This window comes from Dyadobacter tibetensis Y620-1, assembly GCF_000566685.1.
In the GTDB taxonomy this organism is placed as follows: Bacteria; Bacteroidota; Bacteroidia; order Cytophagales; family Spirosomataceae; genus Dyadobacter; species Dyadobacter tibetensis.
In genome coordinates, this window is record NZ_AZQN01000007.1 from 65,797 (window position 1) to 87,846 (window position 22,050).

The following is a 22,050-nucleotide window of genomic DNA, read 5'->3' on the forward strand; positions in this document are numbered from 1 at the left end:
TATTTGAAGACCACATTAATTTCCCCTACCGCTCCCGACTTTTATTTCAGGTTGATAACCACACGTTGATATCGGGTCAATGTAGGTAAACCACTGTCGCTTACCTCAAATATCATATGAATCGTATTACCTGCTTGAGCATCAATAGGAATAAGTAATTTTGTTTTGGACCTTATTTTATCAGGAACATCAATATTGCCCCTATAGCTGCCGGCTTCCCGATCATGATACCATTTAAATGATAACTCATCACCATCCGGATCGAAACTTTCTTGCCCGTCCAATACAAGCTTCTGACCGGCTGCGGCGGTAATATTGATGTCGCTTTTTAAACGAACAACAGGAGGATGATTGGCTTCTGAATATGGTTTTACACACCAGTCGGCTCTAGCGGCAAAATCGTTCTGAATGGGCGCTATCCATCGGTACATCGGCTCCATATATGTCTTTAATAAAGAATCATTCGGAATTTCCAACTTCATTCTGTTCCGCCCCCAGGCAGATTTCGTCCACCAACGCCCTTCGGGATAGTTATAATCCTGAACTGGAACCGGATCCATCCAAGTATTACTTCTGACCCTTACATACCGTCCTCCCCAGCCACCATAATCAGGAGATTCCAGACTGCGCAATCCAGTGGGGATGGTGTGAAAAAATGCAGGAGAATCTCCTTCGGAGCGGAAATCTCCATTTTCATGCGCCTTATATAGACTACATAAAGGGCCATGGTGGGTTAAAATATGTTCGTTCATCCAGGTTCCTACCAGGTATTCTTGTTGCTGACGAGGCAGAAATTGCTTCCAATTGTAGAAATATGCAATAAATTGATCTGAAATGATGGTCAATATTCCATATTTACCCCAGTGGGGCTTGATATAATTCTGATAGGTTTCATCTTGTTCCCATATCAGATACAACCTAATTTTGGAAGCCACCGAACTCATTCTTTCCGGATGCTTCTCTTCAATAGTCTTTAGCGCTCGTGCTATAGTGTTAGTCCCGCCCCAAGCCTGAAGCCAGATTGGCCGCATATCAGACTCGTCCAAAAGGACTTTAACGATAAGTTCTGAGCCCGGTGTGATCTGTTCCATTTCGCCCTCTGCAGCAACATTGCCCAGTAACGTTCTTGACTGCAAATAGTTTGGGGAAGGATATCTAGCGTCATGTTGAATCAGATTCGGATATACCTCTTTATAGGCGTCCAGGTAGGGCTGAGTCCAATTATCTCCAGCCCACTTATGCCCTTGCCAGTGATATTGCGAACTACTCGTAATGATACCTTCCACATCAAACTCATTGGTATATAGCAGAAAACGCACTAAAGAACATTCATCATCGATTTCCCCATCAGTGGTCACCAGTACTCTTACTCTCTCCGATGACCTGGACTGATCAACCTGGGCTAAACTGGGAGAAAAAGAGAGAAAAAATAAAAAAACAACGCCTACGAATATACCTGGATGTAAAACCAAAAACCGCAAATTTCCAATTTTATGACTAAGCTTTAATTTTCGGAATTTAAAAATTACTTCCATTTTTATTAAGTCAATTTCTGTAGGGTACACCATAGTTGATTCGTCATTTATAATGTTGGTGGATCTAGGAAAGTAGTCCTTCCCTTTTCATCACCCAAACATATTTATATCTTTTCAAGGCAAAGGTATATGGTTATTCTAAATAATACACAACTTTTGTTTCGTTTTTTTATTTTTAATTTCGTTTGTTTTTCTTTTTTGTTATATTCGCTCCTCTTTTAATAAAATAATGATAATAATTCACAGGGTTTAATTCAGCTTGTATAAATGGCCTTTTCCTTAACATTAAGACGACCGACAAAAACATTATTGATTGTATTCTCTCTGATATATGGGCCCATTCTATCCCTATTCACCCCCCTCAGTGCCCAAACCGTACCCAAAAAGCGGGTAATTGTAAGTACAGACATCGGGGGTACGGACCCCGATGATTTTCAATCGATGATCCATTTAATGATGTACTCGGATTTATTCGAGCTGGAAGGTCTTATTTCCTCTCCATTTGGCGAGGGGACGACTAAGGATATATTAAAAATGATTGACTTGTACGAGCAAGACAGGCCTCAGCTGGCCCGACATATCAAAGGACTGGCAGCACCAGAATATTTACGGAAAATCACGAAACAAGGGGCTAAAAAAGAGGCTCCATTTCAAGGCTACACCAAGGCTACTGAAGGATCGGAATGGATAATCAGCTGTGCCAGGAAAAAAACCGATCAACCCTTATGGGTCTTAGTCTGGGGGGGTATAGAAGATATCGCCCAAGCCCTACATGATGCACCTGAAATTGAAAAAAATATCAGAGTATACTGGATTGGTGGACCAAACAAGAAATGGAGTGTAAATGCATATGCTTATTTGGCTGAGCACCACCCTAATCTGTATATGATCGAGTCGAATGCCACCTACAGAGGGTGGTTTATGGAAGATGAAAATGCCCCTGAAAACATGAGTGGAGGAGCCTACTATTCTAATTTCATAAAAGGGCATGGAGCAATGGCCGACAATTTCGTGGACCATTATAAGGGCCATATTAAGATGGGAGACACCCCTTCGCTAGCCTATCTGATGCAGGGCAACTCAGACGATCCTACCAGCGAAAGCTGGGGAGGGCGCTACAACCCGATTAACAGAAGTTCCAGATATATTCTGAAAGGCAATTCTGCAAATAAAGATACCGTGTCAGCTTATGGGGTAATTGAATGGCATTTCAGCGGCCCTGTTATCAATATTCCACCCGATTCAATATGCTTTACCCTTATGGTCCAGAATCAGGAATGGCCTGGGTATTATCTTGGCAATGGTCAGTATTCTGTTCGTTACTCCTCCAAAAAACCTGAGACAGGCACCTATGTAACAAAGAGCTCAATCAACGCACTTAATGGCCTGAAAGGTAAGTATATCAGCACGGCACCGTGGCCTGGCAAACCAGCGCCCCACGATTATCTGCTAGGCCCTCATTGGTATAGCGATCTGCCGGATGCCGAATATTTTCTGGAGGGGCAGCAAGGGGCACGAACGATCTCCAAATATCGTAAGGAATTTCTTTCCGACTGGGCCAGGCGTTGGTCTTATATTAAAAATTAAGAACTTATCCCTTCAGTAGCTATCAGACTGATCCGGTGTTTCCATTTATCTTTCCAATAACCCGCCTAAACTATGAGACCGATAATAATCAGCTTACTGGCATGTATTTTATCCAACTACAGCGATCTATATGGTCAAATTACCGAAAAAAACTGGTCGGAAGTCGTCTATAAGATGCCCAAGTCGTGGTATGGATCCGAGGAGGCAATCCGAATTGCCGAGAACCTGCTCATTGCGCAGAAAAGCATTGGGGGTTGGGAGAAAAACAAGCCCTATCACAAGATGCTAAGTACTCAGGAAAAGATTCAATATCACGACTCTAAGAATAAGCTTGGCGCCACATTCGATAATGGAGCAACTACAAGCGAAATGCTTTTTTTGGCAAAGGTATATGGGCAGACTCGCAAAGAATCATTTAGAGTAGCATTTAACAAGGGTTTAGACTATATCTACCTTTCGCAATATAAAAATGGCGGCTGGCCGCAGTTTTTCCCGGTTCGAACGGGGAGTGTGCAGTACTCGGCGCATATTACTTATAATGACGACGCAATGGTAAACATCATGAAATTCCTAAAAAAGGTCTACACCAATGATTCGGACATCACTCCTTTAGAACTAAGTCAATTAGATAAAGAAAGAGCTTTAAAAGCCTATAGAAATGGTATCCGGTGCATCCTCGATACCCAGATCCTAGTCAATGGAAAACCTACGGTCTGGTGTGCCCAGCATGACGAAAAAACACTGCTTCCAGCTCAGGCCAGAAGCTACGAATTACCCTCTTTTAGCGGAAGTGAGTCTGTAGGGATTGTAAACCTTCTGTTACAAGAAGAATATCCCAGTCAGAGAATAAAAGAAGCTGTTCAGGGTGCAATGATCTGGTTTGAGTCGCATAAGATAGAAGGCATACGGATAGAGACTGAAACTACAGCCCAAAATACCAAAAATCGGGTTGTGGTAACGGATCCCGATGCCCCTGCCGTCTGGGCCCGGTTTTATGACCTGGAAACGGCTCAACCCTTCTTCTGTGATAGGGACGGCATAAAGAAAAAATCACTGGCAGAAATCGGCGACAACCGACGCAACGGTTATAGCTGGTATACTTCCAGACCTGCCAGCCTATATTCACAGTATGCGCTTTGGAAGGAGAAATTTAATTAACACATAATCGCAGACCGGCCTTGGCCAAAATCCCCTGACAATGAAAACCACTGTATTCCTTTTTGCATTTTATTTATCCTCACTTCTGATTGCATCGGCACAAAATTCTGAAAAGAATCGAGTCATCATCCTGACCGACATTGAAGCGGATGTCGACGATGCACAATCATTGGTACGCCTATTATTATATTCCAATCAAATAGATATCAAAGGAATTGTAGCAACGACTTCCTGTTGGCAGCAAAACCGAATAGAACCTGAATCCATTCGAAAAATCTTTAGGGCATACGGAAAAGTGCAACCAAATTTACTCAAGCATGAGCCCGGCTATCCTACTGCTCATGCCCTAGAACGCCTACTTAAGAATGGCCTTCCTGTATATGGCATGCAAGGAGTAGGCGATGGTAAGGACTCCGAGGGCTCAGAATTGATCATCAGCGAACTAGAAGTAAAAGACCCCCGGCCCTTATGGATCTCCGTATGGGGGGGGGCCAATACCCTAGCACAGGCGTTGTTCAAGATAAAAGCCACGAGAAATGCAGAGGAAGCCAGGAAGTTAATAGCTCAGCTACGGGTCTATACAATATCGGATCAGGACGACTCAGGTATCTGGATTCGTAACAATTTTCCCGAATTGTTCTATATAGTCAGTCCTGGAGACGATTACGGTGCCGCCACCTGGACGGGCATCAATACCTTCGTGAAGGGTATTGACAATAAAACCATAGGAAATAGCTGGCTAGCCGAGCATATACAACAGGACCATGGCCCCCTAGGATTGGAGTATCCCGATGTAGCTTGGGGCGTAGAAGGGGACACTCCTGCCTTTCTTTCCCTGATTCCTAATGGCCTTAACAGGGCCGAACATCCCGAATGGGGTGGATGGGGCGGTCGCTACGAGCTATATAAACCCGATTTCTCCAAAGTGAAGGAGGGCGGATCTATCGTCAGAATCGCTCCCGAAACCAGGGCGATCTGGACCAACGCCATAGACCGCTACACTCCATATATTCCTAGTGAATATGGAAGGGCCATAAAAAAAGATAGTATTACCTTCACCAACGACAAAGTGACCTTATGGAGATGGAGAGACGATTTTCAGAATGACTTTGCAGCGAGAATGGATTGGTGCACGCAATCTTACGAGGCTGCCAACCACGCCCCATTGATTGTGCTCAAACATCCGGAAATACTAACAGTAAAATCTGGGGAGAACATCAGTCTGGATGCCTACGACACCATTGATCCTGATGGAGATAGCTTTAGCTTTCTCTGGTTTCATTACCCCGAGGCAGGTACCTACAAAAAAGAAATACCGGTACAAGGGGCTGAAAATATCCATAATGTCAATTTTAAAGCACCACAGGTTGACCAACCGTCCACGGCCCATTTTATATTAAAAGTTACCGACAAAGGCAGTCCGAGGCTAAGTAGCTACAAGAGAATTATCGTCACCATTTTACCTTAAAACAATCACCAGTTAAAGTAATCCTGAAGTAGATTAAAATAAATATCCTATGAAAATAAAATTGATGGCATTGGCTTTAATAGCGCTAACCTACCTAAATGGGAGGAATAGTATGGCCCAAAAGAGTAGAACAAGAGCACTGTATTCAGGTATCGAGTTTTCCATGCCACAGGTACAGGAGCCCAGGATTCCGAATAACACGGTCAATATTAAGGATTTCGGAGCCATTAGCGGGGGCGACTTTCTGAATACCCAGGCTATAGCGGAAGCCATTGATGCCGTCAGCAAAAAGGGAGGCGGCAAGGTTATAATCCCTGCCGGCATCTGGCTGACCGGGCCTATCATTCTCAAAAGTAATATTGAGCTTCACGCTTCCTCGGGAGCACTCATCCGTTTTTCTACAGATAAGGATTTATACCCGCTTATCGAAACCAGTTTCGAAGGACTGGATACCTGGCGTTGCCTGTCCCCTATCTATGGTAAGAACATCGAGAATATTGCCTTCACAGGTTCAGGCATATGGGATGGCTCAGGAGAAGCATGGCGCATGGTGAAAAAGAGCAAACTCACTGAAAGCGAATGGAAAAAACTAGTCGCTTCCGGAGGGGTTGTAGACCAAAAAAATGGGTATTGGTATCCATCGGAACAATTTAAAGTAGGCGCCAATGGGGCCGACCAGAACGTTCGTTTTGACCTAACAACTAAAGAAGAATTCCAAGCGATCCGAGACTTTTTAAGACCAGTAATGGTAAGTATTCAAAATGCCAAAAGAGTAAAATTTGATGGTCCCGTTTTTCAGAATTCACCAGCGTGGTGTCTGCATCCATTTATGATAGAAGACCTGATTGTACGCAATATCACGGTAAGAAACCCTTGGTATTCTCAGAATGGGGATGGTCTAGACGTGGAATCTTGTAAAAATGTCATCATAGAAAATTCAAGCTTCGATGTAGGTGATGATGCCATTTGTATCAAATCAGGAAAAGACCAGGATGGCAGGGATCGTGGAGTTGCCTGTGAAAACCTGATCATAAAAAACAATGTAGTGTATCACGGTCATGGGGGTGTAACTGTAGGAAGCGAAATGTCTGGAGGGGTAAAGAACATGCACGTATCTCATAATACGTTTATAGGCACCGACGTAGGACTACGTTTCAAAAGCACCAGAGGTCGAGGTGGAGTAGTCGAAAATATATACATCTCAGACATTTACATGGTTAATATCCCTTCTCAGGCCATCTCATTTAATCTATACTATGGAGGAAAATCGGCAGCGGAAGTCATGGCAGAAGGCGGAGATAAGCAACGTTCTACACCTATGGCCGTCACAGAGGAAACCCCACAATTCAAAAATATAAGCATCAAAAACATTGAAATCAAAGGAGCCCACCAGGCTGTACTATTGCAGGGACTTCCAGAGATGAACCTTGAGAATATCGAACTTAGCAACCTTACTATCGATGCAGACCAAGGCCTGGACATCGTGGATGTAAGTGGCTTGACGATTAATAACATGTCTATCCGTACCAAATCGCCACAGGTGCTGGAAATTTATAATAGCAAGGAGATCAACATTAATAATTTAAAGCATTATTCAACAGCCAAAAACGCATTTACTATAGGCGGACCGGAATCGAAGAAAATCCTGATCAAAGGTACCTCTCAGGCTGGTCAACAAACATCATTTGCCGAGGATCTCCCAAAAGATTCCGTTCAGTTTCAATAAATAAACCCAATGCAATCTGACTGAAATGAAATATATACAACTTTGTACTGCATTCTTTTTTATCCTGACAACTATAAGTTCTAGGGCTCAGCATACCAATAGCAAGCCTAGAATAATCGTTTTAACAGATATTGAAAACGAACCCGATGATGCCATGTCTTTGGTGCGGTACCTTACTTATGCCAACCAATTTGACACCGAAGGGCTGATCGCTACCACTTCTATACATCAGAAAAACAAGCTAGCCACCTGGCGGATAAGAGAGATAGTGCAAGCGTACAAGAAGGTCTATTCCAACTTGATTCAGCATGAGGATGGATACCCAAAGGCCGAAGTCTTATTGGGACTCATCAAGGAGGGTAAAGCAGATTATGGAATGCAGGCAGTGGGCAAGGGTATGGACTCTGAAGGCTCACAGCTTATCATAGATGCCGTTGATAACGATGACCCCCGCCCTGTCTGGGTACTTGCCTGGGGTGGGCCCAACTGTCTGGCACAGGCCCTATGGAAGGTAAAAGAAACACGAAGCCAGGCCCAGCAGAAAAAGTTCATTGCGAAACTTAGAATCTATACCATCTCCGATCAGGATGATTCCGGACCTTGGATACGCAAAAATTTCAAAGATCTATTCTATATCGTCAGTCCAGGATTTCATTCTCTAGGTGGTTATCATCATGCCACATGGACGGGAATTAGCGGCGACAAATTCCATGGTCGCTTTCCTGGCGCTAACTTCCCGATCGTTGACAACCCTTGGCTCGATACCCATATCCGAAGCAAAGGAGAATTAGGAAAGCAATACCCTCATATGGAGTTTCTGATGGAAGGTGACTCCCCAAGTTTTATGTATCTGATAAATAATGGACTCGGCAACGCCGAACATCCAGACTGGGGGAGTTGGGGCGGAAGATATGAACGATATCAACCCAGAACTGAAAAATGGTTTTTGGAGCCCGAAACGAGGCCAATATGGACCAATGCCCAAGACGAAGTCTTAGGAAAGGATGGTAGCTGGCATACGGGAAATAAGGAAACCATATGGAGATGGCGTGAGGCTTATCAAAATGATTTTGTTGCCCGAATGGACTGGACTATCCTACCTTTTGAAAAAGCCAACCATCCGCCGGTGGTAAACCTAAAGTCCGCTGAACTTATCAAAGCAAAGATCGGCGATAAAATTGAACTAGACGCCAGTGATTCCACCGATCCAGATGGAGATGTTCTACATTATAATTGGTTTCACTATGGAGAACCAGGCGGCTATACCATCTCGTCGGGACGAACCGCTGAACCTGTAAAGATAACGGATGCTAACAGAGCCAAAGCATCGCTAACCATCCCAAAAGCAGGGCGACTGGGCATGATGCATTTAATTGTCGCTGTAACAGACTCGGGGCAACCGGCACTTACCCGATACAAACGCGTGGTGATAGACGTACAGCCATAAAGACCCATAAAATTATTTACAAGGTAGATAACGGTTTCTTTTTACAGGGATCGCTATTTACCTTTTTTAGAGGATAGCACTACTGACGAGTTAAAACGCTCCACTTAAATTCAAGCGATCCAGGCATATGCGTAGTATAAAATGCTGAGGAAACGGAAATACTCATTTTCTTATTTCTTTACGATGCGCCATCCCCCACTCCGCCAGATCGTTGATGAGAGGAATTAATTTTTTGCCATATTCCGTTAATTCATAATTTACTTTAAGCGGACGGGTCGCTTCAATCCTTCTGATAACCAACAAATTCGTCTCCATATCCTTTAGCTCCCTACTTAACATTTTACCGGAAATACCAGTAATGGCTGAAAGGAGATCGGAAAACCGCTTCTCACCAAAACATAATGCAGCAATAATATGTATTTTCCATTTTCCACCTAACACATACATGGCATCATCTATCGCCATGATCTTGTGTTTGCAGGAATTTATACTTTCATGTTCTTTTTCCATTCCATGTTACTTGGTTACCTGAATGACACTGTTACTTTTTGTCACTTACTAACAAAAGTATCTAATTCAGCTGTAAATTTGTTATCCAAAACAAAAAACAAATGATATGGACTTAATAACAGCACTCAATTGGCGATATGCCGTCAAGAAATATAAAGATGAAAAAGTAACTGACCAAAAGATTCAGAAGATTTTGGAAGCCATACGACTATCTGCCTCCTCCATTGGTTTGCAACCTTATCGCGTTTTCGTGATCAAAAATGAAGAAATCAGGAAGAATTTAGGCAGCGATTCCTTTAACTCCCAGATTGTGGACGCCTCGCATTTAATAGCTTTTGCGGCTTTCGATTCAATTACAAAAGAAAGAACCAGTAGTCTAATTGCCCTCATGGCTAAAGAAAGAGGGGTCCCGGTTTCTGATTTGGCAGACTATCAACAAGCCATGGAAGGATACCTCTTGCCTCGCTCCGATGAGGAAAACTTTGTCTGGGCCTCCAAACAAGCCTATATTGCCCTCGGCACCGCTCTTATAGCTGCCGCCGAACTTGAGGTGGATTCTACTCCTATGGAAGGTTTTAATACGGAAAAATTGGACCAGCTATTAAATTTGAAAGATAAGGGTTTAAAAAGTGTGTTCCTTCTAGGATTGGGTTACCGGGATCCGGGTTCCGACATTTTGGCCAAGCAGAAAAAGGTTCGAATACCCATTCATGAACTGGTTACAGAGATTTAAGCCTCGCCCTTTACTAATAGGCTTTTATTGGGAACAATTTAAATTGTTCCCAATAAAAGCCTAGCATCTGTCAGATAAATAATGGATAGATCCTCATATCTTCCCCCGGTCATCAGTGGGGTATATCCTATTGAAGTAATCAAACCTGGCGGATCATATATCCAAAGAATTATTAATAATTTCTATAAATACTTGCTTATATCTAACCGATTGTTTAGTTTTGCATCATAGACGAATTAAATATGCCTAGAAAAAAGGAATATACAGAAGAGGAAGTAATTGAAAAAGCCATGCGCCTGTTCTGGCGAAATGGTTTTGAGAGCACTTCCATGCAGATGCTCGAAAAGGAAATGGGCATCAACAAATTTTCTATCTATTCCAGTTTCGGAAACAAACAAGGTGTTTTTACTGCTAGTTTAAAATGCTATAAGGATAAATTAGATGGCATATTTAAGAAGTTTAGAGAATCGTCAAACGGAGTGGAAGACATCAAAACTTTTTTTTATGACTCCGTCGAGATTAGCAATCGACCGGGCAACGAAAAAGGCTGTTTGGTAACCAGTACATATAATGAGTCTCACCGTCTGGAAGATCAGACGATCAAAAAAGATATGCAGGCTTTTATGGAAATCCTTCGGAATCTTTTTATCCAGAAACTAAGTATGGACAAATCTAAAACGGAGGAAGAAGTCTTAAAGCAGGCCAACTTCTTGCTCTTGGCCAAGCATGGTTTAGCCGCTGCTTCCCGGGTCAATACTGCTCAGGAAATCGAGGACTATATTGAATTGACTTTCAGAAACATCTAAAATTATTTTTTTACCCAATATCTAAACGATCGTTTAGATTAATTACTTCAATTTAAAATTAATATTCATGACTGCATTAACCATTCATAATTTAGAAACCGCACCAGAAGGCAGCAAAGCCTTGTTAGAACAATCCCTTAAGACCAATGGAATGATACCGGGTTTGCACGGAGTATTGGCTGGTGCTCCCGGTTTATTAGAAGCCTATCAAACCCTGCACAAATTATTTACACAATCATCCTTTAATAAAGAAGAGCTGACCGTTGTATGGCAGACTATTAACGTTGCGCATGAATGCCATTATTGCGTACCAGCACATACCGGTATAGCCCATATGATGAAAGTAGATCCGGATCTTAGTGAGGCCTTAAGAAACCACACGGCTATGCCTACTGAAAGGCTACAAGCGCTCCATGAATTCACCTTGAAGATGGTGCATAGCAGAGGCCGTGTTGACCAAGACGATCTGGATGCCTTTTTTGCAGCGGGGTACGAAGAAAGGCACGTTCTAGAAGTTATTTTAGGCTTGTCACAGAAGGTAATTAGTAATTATACCAATCATATTGCCAATACGCCCGTAGATGCACCGTTTGAAAAATACCTATGGTCCAAGGACGCTGTAAATTCATAAAATAGTGTTGCCTTGCCACAATTGTCTGATCTTCCGATTTTACCCGGAAGATCAGACTTTTTTAAGTAATAAATAAAGGATTTGACCTGCATCTGGCATCCTTTGAGGGCAGCTATATTACTCCACAAATCTAAAGTCTAAGTCCAAATGAGCCATCTAGGATAAGAGGGTCAACGATTATGGATGAGGGTTCTGACCTTAGCGGGTGGCAAGGGCTTTCAGACCGGTTTTAAGCCCACAAATAAAGTGATCGAACCGGGTATCATATCAGATTTTTTCCAACCAGCCTTGATAACCCTTCACTACCATTTCATTTGACGAATTCGGAATAATTTGGCCGGAATTTCCTGCAACTAATTTCTGGATAGTGTTCAAGCTTGGGAAAATCCCACTCTCCAGCCCTGCCAGGTAAGCGGCTCCAAGTGCGGAGACATCAGGATTCTCTTGCTTATTCAGCGGTATGCCAAGTAAATCGACCAAAAATCTAATTACAAAGTCATTCTTAGTCAGCCCTCCATTCACCGAGATGCTATGCAGATCAGCCCCCATATCCTGCCGCATAGCGCCAATAACGTCCTTTATTTGATAAGGTATACTTTCTAAAGCCGCTCTGACAATATGGTTTTTGGTGGTGCCAAAGGTCATTCCTTCTAACGAAGCCCTCCGATCCATCTGCCAGTGCGGAGCCCCCAAACCACTAAAGGCCGGAATCAGGTAAACTCCGGCATTATCCGGTATTTCGCTAGCCATCCGACTCGTTTCACTTAAGTCATCGAATAGAGATAGCTCATTTCTCAACCATTCTATAGTGGACCCACAGGCTACAATTGCCCCTTCCAGGGCGTAGCTTACTCCATGAGCCGAACTAAAGCAGATGGTCGTCAACATGCCGTTACCTGAGAAAATGGGTTCACGACCCGTATTCATCATAATTGAGCTGCCTGTCCCCAGGGTCACCTTCGCTGTACCCTGCTCGAAACATCCCTCCCCAAAGCTAGCTGCATGTGAGTCCCCTATAAGTGCAGTTACAGGCAATGACAACAGTACAGATTGGGGGCCAATTCCTAAATCCAAGATCAAATCGAGCTGAAAATTCCCATAGGAGGCAGAAGAAGCGCACACCTCGGGTAAGTGCAGGTTTTCCAACCCCCATTCAGCCAGAATTTCCTTATCCCAGTCTAAAGTCTTGATATTAAAAAGCAGGGTACGATGAGCATTGGTATGATCCGTTTTGTAGACCTTTCCACCCGTCAATTTATAGAGCAACCAACAGTCTACAGTACCAAAATACACTTCTCCTCTCTGCACCTTTTTCTTGAGTTCCGGATCGTTATAAATCAGCCAAAGCAACTTAGTAGCTGAAAAATACGGATCGATCTTAAGGCCTGTTTTTTGACTTATCCACTCGTCCTGGCCCCTGTTCACAAGATCCTGACAAATAGAAACAGACCTTTTACAGGCCCATACTATGGCCGGGGAGAGTGCCAGCCCCGACTGATCCCATAGGAGAAACGTTTCCCTTTGATTGCTGATGCCACAGGACTTTATTTGAGAAAGCTCGAACCCATTTAAAATGTAAGTCTGTATACAGAAGGTTAAGGAATCCAATACGTTTTTGTAAATACCTTCCGGGTCCTGCTCTACAAAACCATTATCATAATAATTAGTTTGCAAATCCACATGACCTTTGGCCACGGCCTTTCCCTCCCGATCGAATACGAGGGTTTTGGTACTACTAGTCCCTTGGTCAATAGCTAAAATATACTCCACGGAAATAACTGTATTTATATTAAATAGTTGGACCTATCGTTTACTTCTTTTATCGATAATGACGGCCAGTAAAATCACCAGCCCTTTCACTACTTGCTGCCAGAATGGTGAAACATTTAACAGTACAAGACCGTTATTCAATACGCCTATTATCACTGCCCCAATCACTGTTCCAGACACAGTGCCTACCCCACCCGATAGAGAAGTACCGCCAATAACGACAGCGGCAATGGCATCGAGTTCGTAACTTAACCCGGCGTTGGGCTGGGCAGAATTAAGCCGGGAAGTAACGAGAATACCCGCAACAGCCGCCATCATACCGGCAATCCCGTATACCGCAATTTTGACCTTATGAATACTAATTCCTGAAAGGAAGGAGGCTTTTTCATTGCCTCCAATGGCGTAAATATAACGTCCAAACACTGTTTTCTTAGTTATAAAGACCATAGCCAGCACCATGATTACGGAAATCCAAACGGGAACAGGAATTCCTAATATCCAGCCCGAACCAATAAATTCAAACCCTGAACCCAGATTGGAGATAGGTATTCCCTGAGTATAGAGCATAACGCCTCCTCTTGCGATGGTGAGCATTGCCAGGGTGGCCACAAAGGGTGGCAGGTCAAACTTGGTAATGACCCATCCATTGAAAAGTCCAAGCCCCGTTCCTACGGTAATAGCGGCCATAATACCTCCCAGGACCGTAAAGCCTATATAGATATCGAAGGCCGGAATGGCGATGCCGTGGCTAATAAGGCCTGCACAGATTGCCGAAGAGAAAGCCAGTATGGAACCCACTGAAAGGTCGATGCCCGCCATAAGAACAACCAAGGTCATCCCCATGGATATGCATACATTAACGGATATTTGCCTCAATACATTCCAGAGATTATTAGTCGTTAAAAACTTGTCCGACAAGAGACTGATCATCAGACATAGGATGAGAAGGGCAATAAGGGACTGCGTTTTTTTAAGTATTTCCTTGTTCATATTCAAAAAAGTAGGTCGGGCGGTAAGGCTTAAATAGCATATTTTAATAAATCATCTTCACGGGCTTCCCCTGCCGAAAACTCAGCGGTAATACGCCCCTCGGCCATTACCAGAATCCGATCGGACAGCGCTAATATTTCTGGTATTTCTGAGGAAACTAGAATAATGCTTTTCCCCGAGTTAGCCAGCCGTTGTATTAATTCGTAAATCTCACTTTTTGCATTGATATCAATTCCTCTGGTAGGCTCATCAAGTATTAGTATCTGCGGTTTCGTGGCCAACCATTTGGCCAAAACAACCTTCTGCTGATTCCCACCGCTTAAGTTATTACAAAACTGATCTTCGGACGGCGTTTTTATAGCCAGCTGCCTGATATAATCCTGAGCAAATTGTCTCTCCTGATCAGTATTCAATAACTCAGTGACTTTAAGAGTAGTTAAACTGATATTTGAGCTAATATCCATACCCAGAACCAAACCCTCCATCTTACGATCTTCTGTGGCAAATGCTAGTCCCTGGCTGATGGCATCTTTTGGGGAGTTGAATTGGCATGGTTTACCGTCAATCGCGAGCATGCCCGACATCCGATCGGGAACCATTCCAAAAAGACATTCCATTAATTCCGTACGACCGGCGCCCATCAGGCCAAAAAAGCCTAGAATCTCCCCTCTTTTAAGTTCGAAGGATATGTCGTGAAGTACATTCTTAGCCTTTACCAGGGGGTGTTGCAAATGTAGGTTCGCAACTTTAAGGATCGTAGAACTTTCCTTACATTTCTGACCCTTAGGCCTGATTACCACTTCCCGTCCTACCATTTTACGGATTAGATGAGCCTCCGACACTGCCTTCATTTCTCCAGCCTCCACGGTGATTCCATCACGTAAGACCGTATAATAGTCGGCAATACGAAATAGCTCTTCCATTTTATGAGAAATATAAACAATAGTCTTGCCTTCGGTCTTCAACTCCTGAATGATACGGTGCAAATTGTCTATTTCCGAATCACTCAATGCCGAAGTAGGCTCGTCCATTAATATAACCCCCGCATTGGCCAGCAAAGCCTTGGCAATTTCGATAAGTTGCTGTTCACCGACCTTCAAATTTTTGACCAGGGTGGAGGGATCCTTCTCCAGTTGCACCCTCCGTAACAAAGATCGCGCTACCGATTCCATTTCTGAAGTTCTCAGCACTCCCAGTGAATGATGGAGCTCTCTTCCTAAAAATAAATTTTCCGTGATACTCAGAGAGGGAATGAGATTGAGCTCCTGATGAATGATAGCAATACCTGCATGTTGAGCATCCTTAATATGTTTGAATTGCATATTCTCCCCATGAAGTCTTATTTGACCTTCAAAATCGCAATATACCCCTGTAAGAACCTTTAAAAGTGTTGACTTACCCGCACCATTCTCCCCCAGAATAGCGTTTACCTTGCCGGGATAAAATAAAAAATTGACCTTGTCAAGAACCTTCACACCCGGAAATGATTTGGAAATATTGATGGCCTCAAGCATAAGTATGTCAATAATTTGTTGATAGATTATCTGGCACCTGCGGCCACTATTTCAATTGGATAAATGCTAAATTCGGGCTTGCTCCTTTTGCTCAATTTTATTGCCCCCTTGTAGGTAATGACATCTCCAACTTTCAAAGCTCCTAACTGAGCGGGAAGGATTTGTTCCCTGATCAAAGTATTTAGGGCTTCTGTGAGCTCATTAAATTCCTTATTATTTTTAAAATCAGATAAGGATACTTTTTTTGAAGCATCACGAATAGCGTTGCCAAATAAAAACTTGGTCTCTAACTGTACCATTTGGCCTTCTGTGGACAGGACCGTTAAGCCCTCATTATTTTTTTGAATCACTTTGCCTGAATCCTTGACCATAAAGTAGGCCGATTGGCCAATACCCAATCGGTTCCCATGCCGGGCGAAGGCAGAATCAACGTTTTGATCGTATTTATTTAGTAGTTGACCCAGGCCAATAATTGAATCTTCTGGCAATATACCTTTATGAAATAAGGAATCGGCATAGGCGGTGAAGTCAAACTGATGGGATTGCTGGCTATGCATTTCACTTAATTTTTGGATATAAATGGCATTATAAACCAAAATCATGATGACTACTACCCCAGCTAATTTGTAATATATTTTATTCATACTAATATTCTTTAGCGTTTGCTGCGGTGATAAGCTCCACTTCTACCGGCACCCGCTGTGGAAACTCGCGTCGCCCTCGTAAATAATCCGCAGCAAATTGAGCAGCGGTTTGTGCCATGACCTTAGGAAATTGCATTCCCGTGGCTACTATTTTGCCTTCCTTTATCTTGTCGACTACCTCATCGGCTCCGTCAAAACCAAAGACTTTTACCTTGTCTGCTTTTCCAACTCCCTGGAGCGCTTGGTATGCACCTAAGGCCATTGCATCGTTACCGCAGAATACTGCTGCAATATCGGGATGTGCCTGCAAAACGGTCTCTAGTACTTCCATGGCCTTATTGCGATCGAAATCACCACTTTGTTGTGATACCATTTGTAGGCCAGGAAATTTATCGACCACCGAATGAAAGCCCCCAGATCGCGCCCAAGTATTATTATCTCCTACCAAGCCTATAATCTCGGCATATTTCCCTTTTTCATTCAGGGCTTTTACAAATTCAACTCCTAACTCTACACAGCCCGAATAATTGTCAGATAAAATTTGACTCGTTGCGGCGTCATCCGAATTCACCTCCCGGTCCATACAGAAAACAGGAATCCCTGCTGATTTCGCCTTGAGGATATTGGAAATGGATCCATCGGCATCCGTAGGATTAAATAATATCACATCGTAGCCCGATGCAATCAGATTTTCAAAATTATCGGATTCCAGGGCAGAGTTATTTTGAGAGTCAAATATCTTGGCCTCGTAGCCCAGCTGTTCTACACTGGCTGCTGCGGATTCCGCCATCACAACGAACCAGGGATTATTAAGGGTAGAAATAACCACAGCCACTTTTTGCTTTTCACTCTTCGTACCGCAGGAAATCAGCAGACACAAGGCCAGGGCGGCACAGAGAACGACGCTATATTTTTTCATATTATTTAAGGATTTCCAAGACTTCATGGGTCAAACCCTCGGCTGAAAGGCCATAATGACTAAATATTTCGGCCTGAGAACCTGAGACGGTATGATCATCGGGCAAGCCCATGATTTTAAACTTATTGTGACATCCCGACTGTAGTAATACAGAAGCAACTGCCTCGCCTAAACCGCCATGAACAGAGTGCTCCTCGACAGTGATGATGGGTTGTCCGGAGGAAGCTGATTCTAAGATCAGTCTAGTATCCAAAGGCTTAATGGTATGAATACTAATCACTTTACAAGATATATGATGCCGATCCTGGAGTAATTCCGCTGCCTCCATACAGGGTAAAACCCCTTCTCCACTAGCCATAAAAGTTAACTGTGTTCCATGACGAAGTATACGGCCTTTCCCTAACTGAAAATCATCGGTTTGCTCGCCCATACCCTGGCTATCTTCACCTGCCCCCCCTTCTACCTGCGATGGACGCCTAAAAAGTGTTTCGGGCATGGCCTTCTTTCCAAATCTTATATAAATGGGAGTCGTCATTTCTGCAGCGAGCCGGATCGCATGAGCTGTTTCATAATGGTCGGCCGGGGCAACAATGGTAATATTGTGAATAGCTCGAAGCACTGCATAGTCATGAAGGGAATGATGCGTGGTTCCCAGGGCCCCGTAACTGACACCGGCAGATATTCCCACCAGCTTCACTGCATTATCAGAATAGCAGACATCATTTTTAATTTGTTCTAAGCTCCTTGCTGTAAGAAAGCAGGCTGGAGAAACCGCAAAGGTCTTCTTGCCCATGCTGGCCAGACCACTGGCCACTCCCACCAAATTTTGTTCTGCAATACCTATTTCCACGATCTGATCCGGAAATCTTTGACCAAATGGCACCAGTTTACCGGAACCTCTTGAATCACTGGTCACCACCGTAATCTGTCGATCGGTTTCCGCCAGGTTCTGCAACGTTTCTGAAAAAATTTCTAAATTAGACTTGCTCATAATGAGATATTTAAGCCTTAATGGCCTGCTTGCCCTGAAGCTTGGATTTATAAGTGAAATACGGTACGGAATTTAAGCCAACTCCGTCATGGCTAGTTCATACTGCTCTTCGGTTGGCACGCCATGGTGCCACTTCAATACGTTTTCCATATAACTTACCCCTTTCCCTTTAATGGTATGCGCTATCACAAACGAAGGTTTCCCCTCTTCAAATGGCATGGCTTTAAAAGTTGCGGAAAGCTCTTCCAGGTTATGTCCATCCACATGTCTTACGGCCCAACCAAAAGCTTCCAGTTTCTTATCAATAGGTTCCAGTCCCATCACCTCAGAATTGCTGCTGGTAATCTGTAATTTATTGTAATCCAGCACCGCACAAAGATTATCCAGATGGTAATGGGCAGCAAACATCAACGCCTCCCAATTGGACCCTTCGGCTAGCTCTCCATCGCCCAAGATCGTGTAAACCTTCACGTCGGAATGGTCTTTCTTGGCGGCTAGTGCCATTCCGGCACAAATTGATAAACCATGACCCAGCCCTCCCGTATTTTGTTCAATACCATTCACATATTTTGTCGGGTGACCAATATACGCAGATTCATATTGACAGAGCGTACGCAGATCTTCCTCGGGGAAAAAGCCTAAATCAGCTAATACAACATACAGGGCCTCTACACAATGTCCTTTGGATTGCACATATCGATCCCTTGTGGGCGAAGTGAAATTTTCGGGAGAAACCTGCATAATCTCATTGTAAAGCACATTCAATATGTCGACTATGGACAAACTTCCACCCGTATGACCCGCCTTGGCATGATAGATATACTTGATAATATTACGTCTGTACAGCAGCGACTTCTCCCTTAGAGAGGTCGCAATTAAAGTGTCTTCTTTCATTTTCGTTAGATATTAATGATGTGCATATACGTCCCAGCCCATATAGTTCTGAAGGGCCTCTTCCAGAATGGAGGCAGTTTTGGAGGCATTCATCACTACATGATGCTCGAAACCATTTTTACAAATATGTTTCATAAGTCCCTGCAGATCGTTAATCTGGGCGACGGCCCTATTACCAAAGGTACTTAATGGATCGTTGGTCAATTCGCCTTCTCCTATATAGGCCTTAATAATTCCTTTAGGATCATCGGTACTAATCCGGCCATAGGTAAGAGGCATAGCAGGGGTTCGACCGTCTAACGCTCCATAGGTATTTTCTATTCCTACGGTAGTACCTAGTATGGGGGCATTGCTTATTTCTGCATCGGGGATAAAGGATTTGGCCCAGTTCCCGCAATGAAATAGCACGCATTTTTCTGGGTCGTCGGCATAATTATTATTCCAGTCAACTAGCGCACTAGGCGAGCCCGAGGCCAACTGCATCGCATACATACTCAAGGTACCTGTTACGTCGACTTCACAGGCACTGGGCAGCATATTTTCCGACATTATACTCATGCTGGTACATACATTACAACCGTAATTTTGCTGTAAAGAGGTCCAGCACTGGATGGCGGTAGCATCCAAGGCATATTCTTCCATAACCTCCTTGAGTACCACATCTAGTTTTGCTATCTGAATCATTGCCTCATTGGGTGTCTTACCCTTAGGGACGTAGGCATTGATTGCCTGAAGATGTTGCTTTACCTTTTCATCGGCTCCGTGCATTTTATTGGCCCTACCCAATATCTCTGATAGGTCGAAGGTGGTGACGGTAATCCCATTTCTTTGTAAAATTTTCTCGGAATATCTTACCGTGTTAAAGGCTCCAGGACGGGCTCCTATGGCACCAATACGTACCGTGCGCATTCCCTTTACGACCCTGCAAACCGATACAAAGTCTAATAAGTCCTTTTGAAAACCAAGAGAGGAAGGTAAGCTCACATGCTGGCTCGTCAGAGAATACTTGATTCCATACTGGTAAAGATTATTGCATACCGATATCTTTCCACACCAGGAATCCCGGCGGTTCGCCACGTTTAATTTGCTTAAATCGTCAGGATAAGCCTGAATTAAAACAGGGACATTCAGCCCGGCTAGTTTTAACGTATCGGCCACCCCCTTTTCATCCCCAAAATTGGGCAATAGCACTAATACACCAGCGATATCCTCGCGGTGTTTCTTAAAGAGTTGGGCACATTTATGTGCTTCATGGTATGTCTCTACCCCACCCAGCTTCGTTTCGGTGTTCTCCAGTACGACGGGAGTCAGATTCAATTTCTGGAATACATCCAAAATTTCGGTCCGAGCCTTTTCTACCAAACTATCAGGGAAAAAATCTCTGTTGCCAATTATAATACCAAGCGTCATGTAAGGTCTTTTAATATTGAAAAATACTATTCATTTAAACGTATCCACCTCACGCCTCGAATAGTACTTTTCAATACAATTACTACTGAGACGCTAGGCTATAATTACTTCAATTTCATTCTGTCTGAAAACTTCTCTGTGTTTCTCATCTAATTCCGGGTCGGTAATAATATAATCTATTAGCCCTAGTGCCCCCAAGCTAGCCAGAGCACTTTTGCCCATTTTGGTACTGTCTGCTACCAGGTATACGACCTCTGCGGACGTGATCATAGCCTTTTTTACAACCAGATCGCTAATGCTAGGGTATGTCAGACCGGCCTTCAAAGAAATTCCTGCTGTGGCCAGGAATAATTTCTGAACATTCAGGCCACTAAAAAAGTCTGCTGCCTTCTGGCCGGTCAGAGATAAAGTCGGGGGCTTAAATTCACCACCCGTCATAATCACCTCGATTCCCGGCTCCGCACCCAGCATCATAGCAATATTCAAAGCATTGGTAATTATGGTTAAACTCTTGTAATCCGCCGTTTTGATCTTTTTAGCTATCTCTGTTGTGGTCGTGCCAGAATCCAGAATGATGGTGTCTCCATCTTCAATGTACTCCAGACATTTTTCCGCCACCTGGGCCTTTTTATCCATATTGTCCTGGTTGACCAAAGAAAAACTCTTTACCTGATCCTCCACATTTTTCAAATAGGCCCCACCATGCTCCTTCACAATCAAGTCTTCCGCCTCCAACTTTTCAAGATCCTGCCTGATGGTCACTTCTGTAACCTTAAACAATCGCGCGAGATCTCCCACTTTTGCCGATCCATCTTCTTTCAAAAGATCCAGGATCTTCTCCCGCCTTTGATTTGGTAGTAATGCCATAATTACAAAACAAAAATAATCGAAAATATAATAAAATAAAAGAAACTAAACGTAAATTTTTATCCTGCTGCCAAAATTCCTGATGCTTCAATTCTTCAGTAAGAAAACGCCTCAACGTGGAAGTTATATCTTTTTTATCAATTCTGTCCAGTATTAAGTTAAAATTGATGCTATAAACGAAGAAAATCTCCTTAAGAATCTTATAATTCGTATGACTCTAATTTTTCAACTAATAAGACAAAGAAAGATAATGCAAACAAGAAATAGGTTTATCAAGGACCGTACGTATTGGTTTTCTGCCCAATCTTTTTATTACCAGAACTTGACTATGATCTTTTTTCACGAAGCGTATAAGAGCGTAAGGGTCTGATAAATCTCATTAATAATTAGATTGGAGACTTTGATACGATTTCTATTTTTATCATTTATATTTCGAATTACAAAAGGGAA

General features: G+C 43.2%; 19 protein-coding genes. 8 read left to right on the forward strand and 11 right to left on the reverse strand.

Annotated elements, in window-relative coordinates:
• Positions 1 to 41: 41 nt before the first annotated feature.
• Positions 42 to 1,535 carry a nucleoside hydrolase-like domain-containing protein gene (locus X939_RS0116880; protein ID WP_198034441.1) on the reverse strand — a complete coding sequence of 498 codons (1,494 nt, stop codon included), beginning with the start codon at positions 1,533 to 1,535 and terminating at the stop codon, positions 42 to 44.
• 267 nt (positions 1,536 to 1,802) lie between these two features.
• Here X939_RS0116880 and X939_RS0116885 point away from each other — a divergent pair, with 267 nt between their 5' ends.
• From X939_RS0116885 to X939_RS0116905, 5 genes are all read left to right on the forward strand, one after another.
• Positions 1,803 to 3,122, forward strand: coding sequence for a nucleoside hydrolase-like domain-containing protein (locus X939_RS0116885; RefSeq protein WP_044199874.1), 1,320 nt, complete (start codon positions 1,803 to 1,805; stop codon positions 3,120 to 3,122).
• 72 nt (positions 3,123 to 3,194) lie between these two features.
• Positions 3,195 to 4,280, forward strand: a complete 1,086-nt coding sequence (gene pelA / locus X939_RS0116890; protein ID WP_025764474.1) for a pectate lyase — start codon at positions 3,195 to 3,197, stop codon at positions 4,278 to 4,280.
• A 40-nt stretch (positions 4,281 to 4,320) separates the two neighbouring features.
• Positions 4,321 to 5,748, forward strand: a complete 1,428-nt coding sequence (locus X939_RS0116895; protein ID WP_025764475.1) for a DUF1593 domain-containing protein — start codon at positions 4,321 to 4,323, stop codon at positions 5,746 to 5,748.
• A gap of 49 nt (positions 5,749 to 5,797) precedes the next feature.
• Complete coding sequence (locus X939_RS0116900; RefSeq protein WP_025764476.1) at positions 5,798 to 7,474, forward strand: glycoside hydrolase family 28 protein; 1,677 nt, start codon at positions 5,798 to 5,800, stop codon at positions 7,472 to 7,474.
• A gap of 25 nt (positions 7,475 to 7,499) precedes the next feature.
• Entirely contained in the window at positions 7,500 to 8,921 is a 1,422-nt protein-coding gene (locus tag X939_RS0116905; RefSeq protein WP_025764477.1) for a DUF1593 domain-containing protein, read from the forward strand.
• A gap of 162 nt (positions 8,922 to 9,083) precedes the next feature.
• Here the strand turns inward: X939_RS0116905 and X939_RS0116910 are convergent, their stop codons facing one another.
• Positions 9,084 to 9,431, reverse strand: a complete 348-nt coding sequence (locus X939_RS0116910; protein WP_025764478.1) for a winged helix-turn-helix transcriptional regulator — start codon at positions 9,429 to 9,431, stop codon at positions 9,084 to 9,086.
• Positions 9,432 to 9,537: 106 nt separating this feature from the next.
• Between X939_RS0116910 and X939_RS0116915 the strand changes: the two genes are divergently transcribed.
• The 3 genes from X939_RS0116915 to X939_RS0116925 all read left to right on the forward strand — a co-directional run bounded on the left by X939_RS0116915 (position 9,538) and on the right by X939_RS0116925 (position 11,601).
• The gene (locus X939_RS0116915; protein ID WP_025764479.1) at positions 9,538 to 10,164 is read left to right on the forward strand and encodes an NAD(P)H-dependent oxidoreductase; all 627 of its coding nucleotides are present in this window, start codon (positions 9,538 to 9,540) and stop codon (positions 10,162 to 10,164) included.
• 242 nt (positions 10,165 to 10,406) lie between these two features.
• Entirely contained in the window at positions 10,407 to 10,970 is a 564-nt protein-coding gene (locus X939_RS0116920; RefSeq protein WP_025764480.1) for a TetR/AcrR family transcriptional regulator, read from the forward strand.
• A 67-nt stretch (positions 10,971 to 11,037) separates the two neighbouring features.
• Positions 11,038 to 11,601 carry a carboxymuconolactone decarboxylase family protein gene (locus tag X939_RS0116925; RefSeq protein ID WP_025764481.1) on the forward strand — a complete coding sequence of 188 codons (564 nt, stop codon included), beginning with the start codon at positions 11,038 to 11,040 and terminating at the stop codon, positions 11,599 to 11,601.
• A gap of 267 nt (positions 11,602 to 11,868) precedes the next feature.
• Here the strand turns inward: X939_RS0116925 and X939_RS0116930 are convergent, their stop codons facing one another.
• From X939_RS0116930 to X939_RS0116970, 9 genes are all read right to left on the reverse strand, one after another.
• Positions 11,869 to 13,371: an FGGY family carbohydrate kinase gene (locus X939_RS0116930; RefSeq protein WP_084299535.1), complete on the reverse strand. Its 1,503-nt coding sequence runs from the start codon at positions 13,369 to 13,371 to the stop codon at positions 11,869 to 11,871.
• 33 nt (positions 13,372 to 13,404) lie between these two features.
• On the reverse strand, positions 13,405 to 14,361 hold the full coding sequence (locus tag X939_RS0116935; RefSeq protein ID WP_025764483.1) for an ABC transporter permease: 957 nt from the start codon (positions 14,359 to 14,361) through the stop codon (positions 13,405 to 13,407).
• A 29-nt stretch (positions 14,362 to 14,390) separates the two neighbouring features.
• A complete protein-coding gene (locus X939_RS0116940; RefSeq protein ID WP_025764484.1) occupies positions 14,391 to 15,875 on the reverse strand; it encodes a sugar ABC transporter ATP-binding protein in 1,485 nt (494 codons plus the stop codon).
• A gap of 26 nt (positions 15,876 to 15,901) precedes the next feature.
• Positions 15,902 to 16,519 carry a DUF2291 family protein gene (locus X939_RS0116945; protein ID WP_025764485.1) on the reverse strand — a complete coding sequence of 206 codons (618 nt, stop codon included), beginning with the start codon at positions 16,517 to 16,519 and terminating at the stop codon, positions 15,902 to 15,904.
• Between the two features lies 1 nt (position 16,520).
• Positions 16,521 to 17,438 carry a D-ribose ABC transporter substrate-binding protein gene (locus tag X939_RS0116950; protein ID WP_025764486.1) on the reverse strand — a complete coding sequence of 306 codons (918 nt, stop codon included), beginning with the start codon at positions 17,436 to 17,438 and terminating at the stop codon, positions 16,521 to 16,523.
• Between the two features lies 1 nt (position 17,439).
• Positions 17,440 to 18,429 (reverse strand): transketolase family protein, encoded by a 990-nt coding sequence (locus X939_RS0116955; RefSeq protein WP_025764487.1) that lies wholly within the window; start codon positions 18,427 to 18,429, stop codon positions 17,440 to 17,442.
• Between the two features lie 72 nt (positions 18,430 to 18,501).
• Positions 18,502 to 19,323, reverse strand: coding sequence for a transketolase (locus X939_RS0116960; protein WP_025764488.1), 822 nt, complete (start codon positions 19,321 to 19,323; stop codon positions 18,502 to 18,504).
• A 12-nt stretch (positions 19,324 to 19,335) separates the two neighbouring features.
• Positions 19,336 to 20,733 carry an L-fucose/L-arabinose isomerase family protein gene (locus tag X939_RS0116965; protein WP_044199876.1) on the reverse strand — a complete coding sequence of 466 codons (1,398 nt, stop codon included), beginning with the start codon at positions 20,731 to 20,733 and terminating at the stop codon, positions 19,336 to 19,338.
• Between the two features lie 93 nt (positions 20,734 to 20,826).
• Complete coding sequence (locus tag X939_RS0116970) at positions 20,827 to 21,600, reverse strand: DeoR/GlpR family DNA-binding transcription regulator (protein ID WP_025764490.1); 774 nt, start codon at positions 21,598 to 21,600, stop codon at positions 20,827 to 20,829.
• Positions 21,601 to 22,050: the final 450 nt, after the last annotated feature.

Excerpts from the sequence above, each read along its gene's own strand:
- X939_RS0116880 (WP_198034441.1), bottom strand. The coding sequence starts at position 1,535 with ATGGAAGTAATTTTTAAATTCCGAAAATTAAAGCTTAGTCATAAAATT.
- X939_RS0116885 (WP_044199874.1), top strand. The coding sequence starts at position 1,803 with ATGGCCTTTTCCTTAACATTAAGACGACCGACAAAAACATTATTGATT.
- pelA (WP_025764474.1), top strand. The coding sequence starts at position 3,195 with ATGAGACCGATAATAATCAGCTTACTGGCATGTATTTTATCCAACTAC.
- X939_RS0116895 (WP_025764475.1), top strand. The coding sequence starts at position 4,321 with ATGAAAACCACTGTATTCCTTTTTGCATTTTATTTATCCTCACTTCTG.
- X939_RS0116900 (WP_025764476.1), top strand. The coding sequence starts at position 5,798 with ATGAAAATAAAATTGATGGCATTGGCTTTAATAGCGCTAACCTACCTA.
- X939_RS0116905 (WP_025764477.1), top strand. The coding sequence starts at position 7,500 with ATGAAATATATACAACTTTGTACTGCATTCTTTTTTATCCTGACAACT.
- X939_RS0116910 (WP_025764478.1), bottom strand. The coding sequence starts at position 9,431 with ATGGAAAAAGAACATGAAAGTATAAATTCCTGCAAACACAAGATCATG.
- X939_RS0116915 (WP_025764479.1), top strand. The coding sequence starts at position 9,538 with ATGGACTTAATAACAGCACTCAATTGGCGATATGCCGTCAAGAAATAT.
- X939_RS0116920 (WP_025764480.1), top strand. The coding sequence starts at position 10,407 with ATGCCTAGAAAAAAGGAATATACAGAAGAGGAAGTAATTGAAAAAGCC.
- X939_RS0116925 (WP_025764481.1), top strand. The coding sequence starts at position 11,038 with ATGACTGCATTAACCATTCATAATTTAGAAACCGCACCAGAAGGCAGC.
- X939_RS0116935 (WP_025764483.1), bottom strand. The coding sequence starts at position 14,361 with ATGAACAAGGAAATACTTAAAAAAACGCAGTCCCTTATTGCCCTTCTC.
- X939_RS0116940 (WP_025764484.1), bottom strand. The coding sequence starts at position 15,875 with ATGCTTGAGGCCATCAATATTTCCAAATCATTTCCGGGTGTGAAGGTT.
- X939_RS0116945 (WP_025764485.1), bottom strand. The coding sequence starts at position 16,519 with ATGAATAAAATATATTACAAATTAGCTGGGGTAGTAGTCATCATGATT.
- X939_RS0116950 (WP_025764486.1), bottom strand. The coding sequence starts at position 17,438 with ATGAAAAAATATAGCGTCGTTCTCTGTGCCGCCCTGGCCTTGTGTCTG.
- X939_RS0116955 (WP_025764487.1), bottom strand. The coding sequence starts at position 18,429 with ATGAGCAAGTCTAATTTAGAAATTTTTTCAGAAACGTTGCAGAACCTG.
- X939_RS0116960 (WP_025764488.1), bottom strand. The coding sequence starts at position 19,323 with ATGAAAGAAGACACTTTAATTGCGACCTCTCTAAGGGAGAAGTCGCTG.
- X939_RS0116965 (WP_044199876.1), bottom strand. The coding sequence starts at position 20,733 with ATGACGCTTGGTATTATAATTGGCAACAGAGATTTTTTCCCTGATAGT.
- X939_RS0116970 (WP_025764490.1), bottom strand. The coding sequence starts at position 21,600 with ATGGCATTACTACCAAATCAAAGGCGGGAGAAGATCCTGGATCTTTTG.